The 13,256-nt window shown below is 73.4% G+C and carries 13 protein-coding genes; 4 read left to right on the top strand and 9 right to left on the bottom strand.

What is annotated here, in order from left to right:
• Window positions 1–43: 43 nt before the first annotated feature.
• The 6 genes from P3T27_RS03510 to P3T27_RS03485 all read right to left on the bottom strand — a co-directional run bounded on the left by P3T27_RS03510 (window position 44) and on the right by P3T27_RS03485 (window position 5,381).
• Window positions 44–466, bottom strand: a complete 423-nt coding sequence (locus P3T27_RS03510) for an SHOCT domain-containing protein (RefSeq protein WP_280674226.1) — start codon at window positions 464–466, stop codon at window positions 44–46.
• A gap of 97 nt (window positions 467–563) precedes the next feature.
• Window positions 564–1,175 (bottom strand): NUDIX hydrolase, encoded by a 612-nt coding sequence (locus P3T27_RS03505; protein ID WP_280674225.1) that lies wholly within the window; start codon window positions 1,173–1,175, stop codon window positions 564–566.
• Window positions 1,172–2,329, bottom strand: coding sequence for a type III polyketide synthase (locus P3T27_RS03500; RefSeq protein WP_280674224.1), 1,158 nt, complete (start codon window positions 2,327–2,329; stop codon window positions 1,172–1,174). The genes P3T27_RS03505 and P3T27_RS03500 overlap by 4 nt, the downstream gene beginning before the upstream one ends.
• Before the next feature lie 110 nt (window positions 2,330–2,439).
• Window positions 2,440–3,645, bottom strand: coding sequence for a cytochrome P450 (locus tag P3T27_RS03495; protein WP_280674223.1), 1,206 nt, complete (start codon window positions 3,643–3,645; stop codon window positions 2,440–2,442).
• A gap of 192 nt (window positions 3,646–3,837) precedes the next feature.
• Complete coding sequence (locus tag P3T27_RS03490; protein WP_280674222.1) at window positions 3,838–4,554, bottom strand: response regulator transcription factor; 717 nt, start codon at window positions 4,552–4,554, stop codon at window positions 3,838–3,840.
• Between the two features lie 11 nt (window positions 4,555–4,565).
• Window positions 4,566–5,381, bottom strand: a complete 816-nt coding sequence (locus P3T27_RS03485) for a histidine kinase (protein WP_280674221.1) — start codon at window positions 5,379–5,381, stop codon at window positions 4,566–4,568.
• Window positions 5,382–5,535: 154 nt separating this feature from the next.
• On the opposite strand from P3T27_RS03485, the gene P3T27_RS03480 reads away from it, so the two are divergent.
• From P3T27_RS03480 to hemC, 3 genes are all read left to right on the top strand, one after another.
• Complete coding sequence (locus P3T27_RS03480; protein ID WP_280674220.1) at window positions 5,536–6,261, top strand: ABC transporter ATP-binding protein; 726 nt, start codon at window positions 5,536–5,538, stop codon at window positions 6,259–6,261.
• Window positions 6,258–8,567 carry an ABC transporter permease gene (locus P3T27_RS03475; RefSeq protein ID WP_280674219.1) on the top strand — a complete coding sequence of 770 codons (2,310 nt, stop codon included), beginning with the start codon at window positions 6,258–6,260 and terminating at the stop codon, window positions 8,565–8,567. Before P3T27_RS03480 ends, P3T27_RS03475 begins: the two co-directional genes overlap by 4 nt.
• Before the next feature lie 103 nt (window positions 8,568–8,670).
• On the top strand, window positions 8,671–9,606 hold the full coding sequence (gene hemC, locus P3T27_RS03470; RefSeq protein WP_280674218.1) for a hydroxymethylbilane synthase: 936 nt from the start codon (window positions 8,671–8,673) through the stop codon (window positions 9,604–9,606).
• 29 nt (window positions 9,607–9,635) lie between these two features.
• Here the strand turns inward: hemC and P3T27_RS03465 are convergent, their stop codons facing one another.
• From P3T27_RS03465 to P3T27_RS03455, 3 genes are all read right to left on the bottom strand, one after another.
• Complete coding sequence (locus tag P3T27_RS03465) at window positions 9,636–10,499, bottom strand: LLM class flavin-dependent oxidoreductase (RefSeq protein ID WP_280674217.1); 864 nt, start codon at window positions 10,497–10,499, stop codon at window positions 9,636–9,638.
• Between the two features lie 468 nt (window positions 10,500–10,967).
• Complete coding sequence (locus P3T27_RS03460; RefSeq protein ID WP_280674216.1) at window positions 10,968–11,777, bottom strand: AAC(3) family N-acetyltransferase; 810 nt, start codon at window positions 11,775–11,777, stop codon at window positions 10,968–10,970.
• A gap of 176 nt (window positions 11,778–11,953) precedes the next feature.
• The gene (locus P3T27_RS03455) at window positions 11,954–12,514 is read right to left on the bottom strand and encodes a helix-turn-helix domain-containing protein (RefSeq protein WP_280674215.1); all 561 of its coding nucleotides are present in this window, start codon (window positions 12,512–12,514) and stop codon (window positions 11,954–11,956) included.
• Window positions 12,515–12,590: 76 nt separating this feature from the next.
• Between P3T27_RS03455 and def the strand changes: the two genes are divergently transcribed.
• A complete protein-coding gene (gene def / locus P3T27_RS03450; RefSeq protein ID WP_280674214.1) occupies window positions 12,591–13,187 on the top strand; it encodes a peptide deformylase in 597 nt (198 codons plus the stop codon).
• Window positions 13,188–13,256 lie beyond the last annotated feature (69 nt).

Genomic DNA, 13,256 nt, shown 5'->3' with positions numbered 1-13,256 from the left:
GGCCGGTGGCAGGTGCTGCCGCCGGCCCCGTCTGCGCCGGTGTTCAGGCCAGGAGCTTGTCCTTGGCCTTCTGGTACTCCTCCTCGGAGAGGGAGCCGTTGGTCTTGAGGTCCGCCAGCCTGGCCAGGTCGTCGACGTGGCTGCGCGGGCGGCCTTCCGGCGTGTCGGCGGCCGCGTCCCGGATGTAGGCCTTGAACGCGGCCTCGCTCTGCCGGGCCTGCGCGACGTCCCGCTCGCTCATCCCCTTGCCGCGGGCGATGACGTAGGCGAGCACGCCGATCAGCGGGAGCAGGATCACCAGGATCATCCAGCCGGCCTTGGCCCAGCCGCCCAGGTCATGGCTGCGGAAGATGTCCGTGATGATCTTGAACAGCAGGAAGAACCAGAGGATCCAGAGGAACAGCTCCAGCATCGTCCAGAAGATGTTGAGCACGGGGTAGTCCACGGCCAGCAGTTTGGTATCCATGGCCGAGTCATATCACTGCAAAACGGACATTGCTCTCTGCTGTTCGACTGTTCCAGTGGTCTTCGGGCCCGGCGGGAATATCTCGGACGGGGAGGTCTCAGCCCTGCCCGGCCCGCCGCCTGAGCTCCACGGCCAGTCCGATCAGCTCGCCCCACCAGGCGTCGTGCCCGGCCACCAGCAGTCGCTGCGCCTCGTCCGCCGGCACCGCCCGTACCTCGACCACCTGCTCGCCGTCCGCCGGGTTGGTTGGTGTCGAGTCCACCGCGACCTCCGCCCAGCCCCACAGCCAGGCCTTCTCCGGGTGCGGCTGCCACGGCCGGTACGGCGTCGGGTCGTCCGTGCGGCAGCGGTGCGCGCCGAGCCAGTCCGGCGCGGCGAGCAGCCGGGCGCCCGCCTCCTCGCGCAGCTCGCGCTCCAGGCAGGCGGCGATGCTCTCGTCCCGCTCCCGGGTGCCGCCGGGCAGGAACCAGTGGTTCCGGTCGTCCCGGCAGAGGACCACACGGTCGTCCGAGAAGCCCACCAGGTGGATGTTGGTCACCAGCTCGTCCGGTGGCAGCACGGTCGAGAACAGTGCGTCGTACCTGCCCCAGGTCCAGTACTGCGGCGCGTGCAACGCCGGGAAGAGCGCGGCGAGTTCGGCGGCTCTGCCAGAGGCGTCGGAGCCGTCGGCGGTGTCGGAGGCGTCGCTCCGGTGTGTGGTGTCGGTCATTCGGTGATCGTAGTGCCGGCCGGGAAACGGCGGGGGGCGGTCGGATGGACGAGGGCGATGTCCGAGGTGGAGATGGCGCGGGGCCGGCGGCGGGCGGCCTCCACCGGCGCCCCCACCCAACTCCCCAGTGCGATCTCGGCGGTGATGCCCGGTCCGAAACCGGCGATCAGGCCGGGCGTGCCGTCGGTCACGCCGCCGTCGGCGAACAGCCGGGCGAGGGCGTCGAAGACGACGGCGCTGGCGATGTTGCCGCGTTCGGTGAGCGTGGCGCGGCTGTACCGGAAGGTGGCCGGCTCCAGGTTGAGGAAGTGGCAGAGGTCGTCGAGGATGCGCGGGCCGCCGGCGTGCACGATGTAGAAGCCCAACCCGGAGACGTCCCAGCCGTGTTCGCCGGTCAGGCCGCGCAGCGCCGGGGCGAGCATCTCCATGGTGCCGGGTACCCGCTTGTCCAGCTGGAAGTGGAAGCCGGTGTCCCTGACCCCGTAGGAGATCCAGTTCTCGGTGTCCGGGACGAGGTGCGAGCCGTTGCGTTCGAGGTGCACGCCGGTGCCGCCGTGTCCGCGCACCACCACGGCGGCGACGGCGTCCCCGAACAGGCCGTTGGAGAGCAGCGAGCCGATGCCGAGGTCGGTCGGCTGGTAGCAGAGCGAGCAGAACTCGCAGGACACGATGAGCACGTTGGCGCCCGGGTAGGCGCGGCAGAAGTCGTGCGCGCGGTTGACGGCGGCGCCGCCGGCCGCGCAGCCGAGCTGGGCGATCGGCATCTGGCGGGTGTCGGAGCGAAAGCCCAGGGCGTTGATCAGCCAGGCGGTCATCGACGGCATCATGAAGCCCGTGCAGGACACGTAGATGATCAGGTCGATGTCCCGGGCGGCCAACTCGGCATGGCCCAGGGCCCGTTCGATCACCTCGGGGACGCGGAGCTTGGCCTCCCGCTCGTAGACCGTGTTGCGGACCGTGAAGCCCGGGTGGGTGAGCGTCTGCTCGATCGGCTGGACCAGGTGCCTGGTCCGCACCCCGGTGTTCTCGATCAGCCGTAGGGCGAGGCCGAGTTGCGGGTGGCCGGCGTGCACGGAGCGGGCCAGGTCGAGGGTCTGGTCGAGGGTGATGACGTGTTCGGGTACGGCGATGGCAGGGCAGCAGAGTGTTGCCATGGTGCGGGTCTCCCCCCTGGGTGGCCCGGGCAGGCGGGCCGGTGAGCGGCCTGGGCCGGCGGTCTACGGATGCGTCGGTCGGGCGCCGCGCGGGCGGCGCGGGGAGGAGGTCACCAGGCGAGCGGCAGGGTGCGCGGGTAGCGCCAGATCGAGCCGGTGTGCCAGTCCAGTTCGGACGGCGGGACGGCCAGCCGCAGGCCGGGGAAGCGCCGCAGCAGGGTGCCGATGGCGACCTGGAGCTCCATCCGGGCCAGGTGTGCGCCGAGGCAGTGGTGCTGGCCGTAGCCGAAGGTCATGTGGGTGGGGGCGCCGCGGTCGAGGTCCAGCTCGTCGGGGCGCTCGTACATCGCCGGATCGCGGTTGGCGGCGAGGTAGGAGACGTGGACGGCCTCGCCGGCCCGGATCGGCACGCCGCCCAGCTCGACGTCCTCGGTGGCGACCCGGGCGATGCCGACGCCCTGGCGGAACGGGATGAAGCGCAGCAGCTCCTCCAGTCCGCGCGGCAGCAGTTCGGGCTGGGCGCGGAGTTTGGCGAGCTGCTCGGGGTGGGTGAGCAGGGTGTAGGTGATGTTGCTGAGCTGGTAGGTGCTGGTGTCGTGGCCGGTGACCAGCAGGACCATCGCCATGACGGCCAACTCCTGGTCGTCCAGCAGTTCGTCGCCGTCGCGGGCGGTGGCGAGGGCGCTGACGAGGTCCTCGCCCGGGTGCGCGCGGCGGGCGGCGGTCAGCTCGGTGAAGTAGCCGCGCAGCGCGGCCTTGGCGGTCTCCTGGCCGGCCCGGCTGCCGAGGCCCATCGCCATCATGGCGACGGCGTGGCCGCGCAGTTCGGCGCGGTCCTGCTCGGGGATGTCCAGCAGCTCGCAGATGGTGGTGAGCGGGAGCCGGCTGGAGAGGAAGTGCACCAGGTCGGCGGGGGAGCCGTGTTCGGCCATCTCGTCGAGGTAGCCGTCGACGATCCGCTGGGTGGTCGGGCGCATCCGCTCGACCTGGCGGTTGGTGAAGCCCTGGGCGACGAGGCGGCGCAGCCGGTTGTGGGCCGGCGGGTCCATCAGGTTGATCGCCTCGGCCTGGGCGATCGGGGCGGGCGTCATCCGGGGCAGGTCGCGCCCGATGCCGGCGGCGCGGCTGAACCGCCGGTCGGTGGTGACCACGCGGACGTCCTCGTAGCGGGTGGCCAGCCAGGCCTCGCCCTCGCCGTGCGGCAGGCGGATCCTGGCGATCGGGGCCTCGGTGAGCAGCCGCTTGAGAAGCGGATCGAACTCCAGACCGTCGGTGTGGTTGAAGGGGCAGTCCCACACGGGGGCGGAGGAAGTCACGGGCCTATCCAGATGTCGTGGTAATGCCGCCCGAATGGTTTCTTTCGTTCGGGCTCGGACATAAAGATGTTCCCCCATGGACTGGCAAAAATGTGAATCGGATGGGGAGTTAGCTCTAACGAGTTAGATAGATGATTGTCGTGCGAATCAAGGGAGTTGATTCAGGGCTCAGGGAACGACTGTGGGGTTGCGTCACGGCTGCCGGCCCCCGGGCGCGACCAACCCGGTCTCGTACGCGAGGACGACCGCCTGCGCCCGGTCGCGCAGGTCGAGCTTGGCGAAGATCCGGGCGACGTGCGTCTTCACCGTCGACTCGCTGAGGGTCAGTTCGGCCGCCAACTCGGCGTTGGACAGCCCGCGTCCGAGCAGCGCCAGCACCTCCGCCTCGCGCGGCGTGAGCGGGGCGAGGTCGCGGTGCAGCGCCGGGCCGTCGGCGCCGGGGGCGGGACGCGGGGCGCCGGCGGCGAAGCGCTCGACCAGGCGCCGGGTGATCGAGGGGGCGAGCAGGGCGTCCCCGGTGTCGACCAGGCGGACGGCGGCGGCGAGGTGGGCGGAGGTGACGTCCTTGAGCAGGAAGCCGCTGGCCCCGGCGGCGAGCGCGGCGTAGACGTAGTGGTCGAGGTCGAAGGTGGTCAGCATGATCACCCGGCAGCCGGGCACCCGGGCGAGGATCCGGCGGGCGGCCTCCAGGCCGTCCATGCCGGGCATCCGGATGTCCAGCAGCGCGACGTCGGGCCGGTGCGTGACCGCCGCGGCCACCGCCTCGGCACCGTCGGCGGCCTCGGCGACCACGTCGATGCCGCGCGCGGTGAGGATCATCCGGAACCCGGTGCGGACCAGTTCCTGGTCGTCGGCGATCACCACCCTCGGGCGGCGCCGCTCGTCGGGTTCCCTCGTCGTGTCTTCCACGGTCTCCTCCGTCACGGCCGGTCCAGCGGGATGCGGGCGCGGACCCGGTAGCCGCCGCCGAGGCGGCGCCGGGCGTCGAGGTCGCCGCCGTACACGGCGACCCGCTCGCGCAGGCCGAGCAGCCCGCGCCCGGCGCCGTCGGGCTTGCGGTCGGGCGCGGCCGGGGCGCCGGCCAGCACGCTCGGCCCGCTGTTCAGCACCTCCACCCGCAGGTAGTGGTCCGCGTACCGCACCGTCACCTCGGCCGTCACCCCGTCCCCGTGCTTGAGCGCGTTGGTCAGCGCCTCCTGGACGATCCGGTACGCCGTCACGTCGACGCCGCCGGGCAGCGGTCTCGGCTCGCCCGAGATCCGCACCTCCACCGGCAGTCCGGCGAAGGCGAACCGGTCGATCAGCGGGCTGAGCCGGCTCAGGCTGGGCTGCGGCGCGAAGCCGTCCGTCGCCGGCTCCTCGCGGCCGTCCGCGGCGGGGGCGAGCAGCCCGAGCAGGTGCCGCAGCTCGGTCATCGTGTCGCGCCCGGCGGCCTCGACGGCGCTCATCGCCGCCGTCGCCTCCTCGGGCATGGTGGCGAGCACCTCGCGCGCGGCCCCGGCCTGGACCACCATCAGGCTCACGTTGTGGCTGACGATGTCGTGCAACTCGGCCGCGATGCGCGCCCGTTCGGCGTCCACGGCGGTACGGGCGGCGCTCTCCCGCTCCCGTTCCAGCAGCCAGCCGCGCTCGCCGATGGCCGCCCGGTGCTGCCGGCGCGCCCGGGCGAGCGCGATGCCCAGCCAGCCGGCCGCCGTGCCCGCCGTACCCGCCACCGCGACGGTGGCCCACTCCAACCCCGTTCCCCACACGCCGACAGCTTCCCAGCTCAGCGAGTGATCCACATCATCCGGGGGTGCCGCCCGGGTACATCCCGGGGACTACGGCCACCTGCGGTTACACCCGGGGTGGGACGCCCGGCCCGGGCGGCCGCGCCTACCGTCGTCCACCATGAGCAACGACCACGACGGGACCACCCGGCCGGACGACGCGCAGGTCGTCGTCGAGCTGTCCGGGGTGCACAAGGAGTTCGGCGACGCCAAGGCGCTCGACGGACTCGACCTGCGGATCAGGGCGGGCGAGGCGGTCGCCGTGATGGGCCCCTCGGGCTGCGGCAAGTCCACCCTGCTGAACATGGTGGCCGGGCTGGACCGCCCCACCTCCGGCACCGTCCGGGTGCAGGGCCAGGACCTCGGGCAGCTGAACGAGACCGGGCTGGCCCTGTTCCGCCGCCGCCACGTCGGCATGATCTTCCAGTTCTTCAACCTGATCGACGACCTCCCGGCCCTCGACAACGTCGCCCTGGCCGCCCAGCTGACCGGCACCACCGCCCGCCAGGCGCGCCGCCGGGCACTTGAGCTGCTGGACGAACTCGGCGTCGCGCACCGCAAGGACGTCTACCCGGCCTCGCTCAGCGGCGGCGAGCGCCAGCGCGTCGCGGTGGCCCGGGCCCTGATGAACCGCCCGGCGCTGCTGCTCGCGGACGAGCCGACCGGCGCGCTGGACAGCCGCTCGGGGGAGCAGGTGATGGACCTGCTGATCGACCTCAACCAGATCGGGCAGACCCTGCTGATCGTCACCCACGACCCCAACCTGGCCACCCGCTGCGCCAGCCGGCTGGTCGAGGTCGCGGACGGCCGGGTGGCGCGCGAGCGGATGCTGGAGGCGCAGTCGTGACCGGCGCCGTGTGGCGGGCCTCCCGGGCGGCCGTGAAGCGCCGCCGGGTGCAGACCATCGTGATCGGCCTGGTCGTCTTCTGCTCCACCGCGACGGTGCTGCTCGCCCTCGCGGTGATCAGCGCCGCCCGGGCCCCCTTCGACGACGCCTTCGACGCCGAGCGCGGCGCGCACGTCGCCGCCGCCTTCGACCCGGCCAAGGCCTCGGCGGAGCAACTGGCCGCCACCGCCCATCGGCCGGGCGTCGAGGCGGCCGCCGGACCGTTCGACCAGGCCGTGGTGGAGATCCCCACCGACTGGGTCGGCCGCCCGCCCGGACCGCTGACCCTGGTCGGCCGGGCCGACCAGGGCGGTCCGGTGGACCGGGTGCGACTGCTGGCCGGCCGCTGGGCCACCGCGCCCGGCGAGGTGGTCGTCAACAACCCGGGCGGGGGCGCCGGGGCGTGGAACCTCGGCTATCAGCTCATCACCAGCACGGGGCTGAAGCTCACGGTCGTCGGCTTCGCGACCGACATGAGCCAGTCCTCCGGCGGTTGGGTCACCCCCGCGCAGGCGGCCGCCCTGCACCCCACCGCCCGGCAGATGCTCTACCGCTTCACCGACGCGGCCACCGAGCAGCAGCTCACCGCCTCGCTCGGCACCGCCACCGAGGGCCTGCCCAAGGACGCCGTCGCCAGCTCGCAGTCGTACCTGGTGCTCAAGCAGGCCTTCTCGGCGGGCGCCGACGCCTACCTGCCGCTGATGACGGTCTTCGGCGTGCTCGGCCTCATCGTCGCCGCGCTGATCGTCGGCAACGTGGTGAGCGGCGCGGTGGTCTCCGGCTACCGGCACATCGGCGTGCTGAAGTCGATCGGCTTCACCCCGCGCCAGGTGGTCATGGTCTACCTGACCATGGTCTCGGTGCCCGCGGTCGTCGGCACCGTCCTCGGGACGGCGGCCGGCTGGGCGGCGGCGTACCCGATCCTCGAGACCGCGTTCTCCGGGATCTCGACCGGCGCCGCCGTGATCGAGCCGGCCGGCTGGCTGCCCGCCGCCACCCTGCTCAGCGTCCCGCTGCTGGTCGCCCTCGCCGCGCTCGTCCCCGCCTCGCGGGCCCACCGGCTCTCCGCCGCCCAGGCCATCTCGGCCGGCAGCGCGCCGCGCACCGGACGCGGACTGAAGGTCCAGCGCTGGCTGAGCGGCACCCGGCTGCCGCGCGCCGTCAGCCTCGGTCTCGGCCAGCCCTTCGCCCGCCCGGCCCGCACCGCGCTGACCATGGCGGCGATCGTGCTCGGGGTGGTCACCGTGACCGTGACCACCGGGGTGAGCAGCACCCTGGCCAAGACCATGCCCGCGCCCGACGGCAGGACCCACATCGACGTGCAGACCAGTGTCTTCTCGGACAACAAGATCGCGCCCCGGCTGACCCCGGAGCAGACCGAGGCGATGCTGCACGCCACCCCCGGCGCCGAGCGGGTCTCCGTCCGCGGGCTGGTCCGGATCGGCATCGTGGGACAGCCCCAGCCCGTCTTCGCCAACTTCTACGGCGGCGACGCCATGGTCGACCACCGGCGGCTCGACGTGGTGGAGGGCCGCCCGGCAACCGGACTGAACGAGGTCGAGGCCGGGCCGGCTTTCCTCGACCAGCACGGGGTCAAGCTCGGTGACCGGATCACCCTGGTCCTGGACGGCCGGCAGACCACCGTCACCGTCGTCGGCGAGGAGGTCCAGGGCAACGCCAACTCGATCTCCTCCAACGACGCCACCAGGGCCCTGCTCACCCCCGACCCGCACGTGGTCGAGTACGACGTGCGGCTCGCCGACGGCACCGACGCGCAGGCGTACCAGAAGGCGGTCACGGCCGCCGACCCGAGCCTCTCGCCCTCGATCGTCACGGCGAGTTCGGCAGGGCCCGTCGTCGCGATCAAGACCTTCAGCACGACCTTCAGCGTCCTGCTGTCGGTGGTCGCCGCGCTCGGCGTCTTCAACACCCTGCTGCTCACCATCCGCGAGCGTCGCCGGGACCTCGGCATGCTGAAGTCGATCGGGATGACGCCCCGGCAGGTCGTCGCGATGACGGTCACCTCGGTGGCCTGGCAGGGCGTGGTCAGCGGGATCATCGGCATCCCGGTCGGGATGATGGCGCACCGGCTGATCGTCGAGAACGTCCGGATCATCCACTTCCCGGAGGCGACGAAGGACGTCTGGGGCGCCCCGCTGCTGACCGGCCTCGCGCTGGCGGGCGTCGTGATCGCCGTCCTCGGCGCCCTCGTCCCGGCCCGCTCGGCGGCCCGGCTGCCGATCGCCGAGGTGCTGCACAACGAGTGAGCGCGGGTGGCACACGGACGGCCGGGCGGAGAAGCCGCCCGGCCGTCCGCCGCATGGCTGACACCACGTCAAGGAATGGTGTTCGAGCGCCTATCATCGCGCCATGGCCACCGCTGAGCTGATCCGCATCGTCTCCCGCTCCTCACCCATGGCGCTCGCCCAGGTGGAGCGCGTCCGCGCCGAACTCGCCGCCCTGCACCCGGGGCTGCGCACCGAGGTGGTGCCGGTCACCACCTCGGGCGACCGCTGGACGGGCGACCTCGCCCGGCTCGGCGGCAAGGGTGCGTTCACCAAGGAGGTCGACGCCGCGCTGCTCGCCGGGGAGGCCGACGTCGCCGTGCACTGCCTCAAGGACGTGCCCGCCGACCGCCCGCTGCCCGCCGGCACCGTCTTCGCCGCCTACCTGCGCCGCGACGACATCCGCGACGCCCTCGTCCACCCCGGCGGCCTGCCCCTGGCCGAACTGCCGCCCGGCACCCGGATCGGCACCTCCTCCGTCCGCCGCGTCGCCCAACTCGCCGCCTCCCACCCGCACCTGGTGTGCCTGCCGATCCGCGGCAACGCCAACAGCCGGCTGGCCAAGCTGGCGGCCGGGGACGTCGACGCGCTGCTGCTCGCCGTGTCCGGGCTGGAGCGGATCGGCGAGCAGGCGCGGATCACCGAGATCCTGGACGTCGAGACGATGTGCCCGCCGATCGGGGCCGGCATCCTCGTCCTGCAGTGCCGCGAGGACGACGTCGTCACCATCGACGCCGTCGCCGGGCTCGGCCACCGCGACACCTGGCGCGAGGCGGCGGCCGAGCGGATGTTCCTGCACGTCCTGCAGGGCCACTGCAACAGCCCGATCGCCGGCTACGCCAAGGCCGAAGCGGACGGCCGGCTCTCGATGCGCGGCCGGGTCTTCAGCCCGGACGGCAAGCAGGTGCTGGACGCCCACGAGTGGGCCGGCGCCCTCGACCCCGAGGACCTCGGCACCTCCACGGCCCTGGCGCTCAAGCGGCAGGGCGCGCAGGACCTGATCGCGGGCATCCCGCACTGACGTCCCCGCCGGCTGCGGGCTGCCGTCCGTTACCGGAACAGCGCCTCGGCGAAGCGGTCCACCTGGTCGACCTCGGGGGACCAGCAGTACAGCATCACCTCGTCCGCGCCGATGGCCGTGTAGCCGGCCACGGCGGCCCGGACCGCCTGCGGTGTGGTGAGCAGGCGGTCCGTCGTCTGGTCGGCGAACTCGCTGAACGAGGAGTACGCGTGGATGTTGCGCCGGGCCTCCTCGACCGTCTGCTCCGAGCCGAGCGCGGCGTTCACCTGGGCCACCAGCCGGGGCCTGCCGTCGCGGCCGTGCCGCTGCCAGGACTTCTCGACGTCCTGGAACAGCCCGGCCATCGACTCCGGCGGCAGCGACGCGCCGAGGAAGCCGTCCCCGAACCGGCCGACCCGGTCCAGCGCGGCCGGGGCGAAGCCGCCGAACAGCACCTCAGGTCCGCCGGGCGTCACCGGCGCGGGCCCGATCGGGCCGACCCCCTCGCCGTACGGCTCGCCGGCCCACAGGCGGCGCAGCACCGGCAGCTGCTCGTCGAGGCGCCGGCCCCGGCGGCGCGGGTCGATGCCGGCGGCCAGGCAGTCGTCCTCCCGGCCGCCGACGCCGATGCCGAGCGTGAACCGCCCGCCGGAGAGCCGGTCCAGGGTGGCGGTCTGCTTGGCGAGCAGCGCGGTGCCGTGGTGCGGCGCGATCAGCACCTCGGTCTGCAGACGGATGCGGGACGTGGCGCCGGCCAGGGCGGCCAGGGCCACCAGGGGCTCGGGGCTGTCGAACACCAGCCGGTCCAGCAGGCCGAGCGTGCTGAACGGGCCGGCGTCGGCCCGTCGGGCCCAGTCGAACAGCAGGGCGGGGTCGTGGACGGGGAGGCCGAGGCCGATCTTGACGGGTTGCATGGGGGATCCTCCTCCGGAGGACAGGCCGAATACGAGCGCCGCCCCTCCACGGGCTCACGTGTCGTGCGCGGCCCTGCTCCCGTTCTGCGGCTCTTCGTTCAAGGGAGCGTGCTCGGCAGAGTGCGGCGACGGTAGCGCGAGGTGGGCCATGAGTTCAACGCCCCTTCCGTCGGGCCCGTGCCGGGAATGAGGTGCGGGAAGTGCGAAGGTAGTTGACGGTCAGTCAGTTTGAGTGGGGCGTCGGGGAGTGGACCTGGAGGCGTCGAGACCCACCGCCCCGTGGCCGGCAGCGGGTTGGGGGTGGCCCTCAATCGCTCATGACGCCCAGCAGAACCTCGCGTTCCGAACGGGTGGCGCCGTCCTCCATCACCCCGCCAGCGTCGTGCCTCCGTCGTCGGCACCCTCGGTGTCGGTCAGGCAGGCAGGCAGTCAGGCAGTCAGGCGGTCAGGCAGGCAGCGCATGCGCCGTCACGTACGGGGCAGCCCTTGGGGCCGGTGCTCGGGCAGCCAGCGCTGCGCGTACGCGACGGCGTCCCGGAGGCGAAAGAGCCGGGTGGCGGCGGCGCCGACCGTGCCGTGCCGGACGGCCTCCGGCCGCTCGGCCTCGAACGCGGCGCCGAGCTCGGTGAAGTCGCCCGCGTCGATGGTCCGGTCCTCGACCGTGAGCCGTTGCCGGCCTTCGGGCGTCACGGCGGCGAACGCGCACTCCTCGCTCGGGCCCGGCACCCGGTACTCGGCCAGGTGGAAGCAGGTGCAGGAGCCGAAGTCGACGCCCAGCAGCAGGACGTGGGCGTCGCGGTCCTCCAGCCGGGCGAGCGGGCTGGCCTCGCCCAGCCGGCAGTCCAGGGCGTGCCCGTCGGTGATCTCGACGGCGCCCGGGCCGAGCGCGGCGAAGGACGTCTGGGGGTGCGTGCTGCGCAGGGCGCCGGGCCAGGTTCGGGCGGTCTCGGGGACGGCGCCCATCCCGAGCGAGGGGCTCACCCGGGGGTCGAACCCGGGCCAGGACGCCCGGATGTCGGGCCACCACTCGGGCGGCACCGGCGGGTTGCTCCACTCGGCGGGGTCGGAGTTGTCCCCGGTGTGCGTCGGTACGGCGAGGGTCCCGGTCGGCCCGAGGACGTCCAGCAGGGCCTGGACGACGGCGACCGCCCCGCCGGAGACCCAGCCGAGGGAGCTGAGCGAGGAGTGCACGAGCAGCGTGCCGCCGGGCTCGACCCCGGCGGCGCGCAGCTCGGCGGCGAGGGACCGGCGGGTGCAGAGCGGGCCTGTGACGTGCATGCGGGCCAGCCTGCCGGTCGAGGGCCCGGGGCGCCAGCGGTTATTCCCGGCACCCGGTGCGGGGGCCCACCCCCTGGTGGATCGGGGTGCCGGCCGTCTGCCGCCGGCCGTGCGAGTCGGCTCCCACCGGCTCCTGTCGACTCCCGCCGGCCCCATCGGCCGACGGGCGCCGCCTGCTACCGCTCGTCCGGGAGGAGCGGGAAGAGGCGGGCCACGGCGGCGACCGGGCGCGCGTCGGCGGGGCGGTGGGCCGGGTCGGTCTCGCGGTCGCGGTAGCGGGCGAGCACCTGGCGGACGGCCTCGCCGACGGCGGCCAGTTCGGCGGGCGTCAGGTAGAGGACGGTGCTGAACGCCTCGTCCTGTCGCCAGTCCGCCGGGGCCTGGTCGCGGTGGGCGAGCCAGCGCTGATAGCTCTCGTCCTCCAGGCCGCGTGCGAGTTCGCCGAACTCGTCCTCCCCGGTGGCCTGGTGGGGCAGCTGCGACTGCTGCGACTGCTGCGGCGCCTGCGGCAGCCGCCAGGGGCGGGCGCGGGCGTCGGTGGCCGGGGCCTCCTCGATCAGGCCGTGGCGGGCCAGCTGCCGGAGGTGGAAGGAGCACAGGCCCGAGCTGTAGCCGAGCCGGGCGGCGGCCTCGGTGGAGGTGAGCGCGGCGGTCTCGGCGAGGAGACCGAGGAGGGCGGTGCGCACCGGGTGCCGGGGGAGGGCGCCGGTGGCGGGTTCGGTGAGGTCTTCGGTCACTTTGCAAAGTCTGCTACTTTGCAAAGTCGATGACAAGGAGATGACAGGACGTCATCCAGTCGACGAGGGAGCGCCGATGTCCGAGCCGCGTGAACGCCCGACCATCCTGCGGATCACCGAGGTGGGGGAGGAGATCCTCCGCCGCACCTGCCGCCCGGCGACCGAGGCGGACTTCGGCAGCGGGCAACTGGCCCGCCTCATCGAGGACATGGTCGCCACCATGCACGTCGCCGACGGCTGCGGGCTCGCGGCCAACCAGGTGGACGTGGACCTGAGCCTCTTCGTCTACGACTGCCGCGACGACCGGGGCGTCCGGCACGTCGGTCACGTGCTCAACCCGGTCGTCGAGCCGCGAAAGCCCGGCCGCCGGCTGATCGAGGACACCGAGGGCTGCCTCTCCGTGCCCGGCGCCAGCACCGAACTGGCCCGCCCGGACCGGACGGTGGTGCACGGCTTCGACCAGCACGGCACCGCCGTCACCATCGAGGGGGCCGGGTACTTCGCCCGCTGCCTCCAGCACGAGACCGACCACCTGGGCGGCCGGCTGTACCTCGACCGGCTGTCCGGCCGGGACCGCAAGGACGTCCTGCGGCAGACCGCCGAGCGCCGGGAACGCGTCCTCGCCCAGCGGGCCACCCGGGCCACTCGGGCCACCCGGGCGTCGGTGCGGTAGCCGGCCGGCCGCCCCGCGGACCTTGCTGAGCTCGACGACCGGGACGAAGCGCGGGCTGTCGGCCGCCTG

The sequence above is a fragment of the Kitasatospora sp. MAA19 genome, from assembly GCF_029894125.1.
Lineage (GTDB): Bacteria > Actinomycetota > Actinomycetes > Streptomycetales > Streptomycetaceae > Kitasatospora.
This window is presented reverse-complemented; position numbering and strand designations above follow the sequence as displayed.

Coding starts and splice junctions, on each gene's coding strand:
- P3T27_RS03510 (WP_280674226.1), bottom strand. CDS start 466: ATGGATACCAAACTGCTGGCCGTGGACTACCCCGTGCTCAACATCTTC.
- P3T27_RS03505 (WP_280674225.1), bottom strand. CDS start 1,175: ATGACCGACACCACACACCGGAGCGACGCCTCCGACACCGCCGACGGC.
- P3T27_RS03500 (WP_280674224.1), bottom strand. CDS start 2,329: ATGGCAACACTCTGCTGCCCTGCCATCGCCGTACCCGAACACGTCATC.
- P3T27_RS03480 (WP_280674220.1), top strand. CDS start 5,536: ATGAGCAACGACCACGACGGGACCACCCGGCCGGACGACGCGCAGGTC.
- hemC (WP_280674218.1), top strand. CDS start 8,671: ATGGCCACCGCTGAGCTGATCCGCATCGTCTCCCGCTCCTCACCCATG.
- P3T27_RS03465 (WP_280674217.1), bottom strand. CDS start 10,499: ATGCAACCCGTCAAGATCGGCCTCGGCCTCCCCGTCCACGACCCCGCC.
- P3T27_RS03460 (WP_280674216.1), bottom strand. CDS start 11,777: ATGCACGTCACAGGCCCGCTCTGCACCCGCCGGTCCCTCGCCGCCGAG.
- def (WP_280674214.1), top strand. CDS start 12,591: ATGTCCGAGCCGCGTGAACGCCCGACCATCCTGCGGATCACCGAGGTG.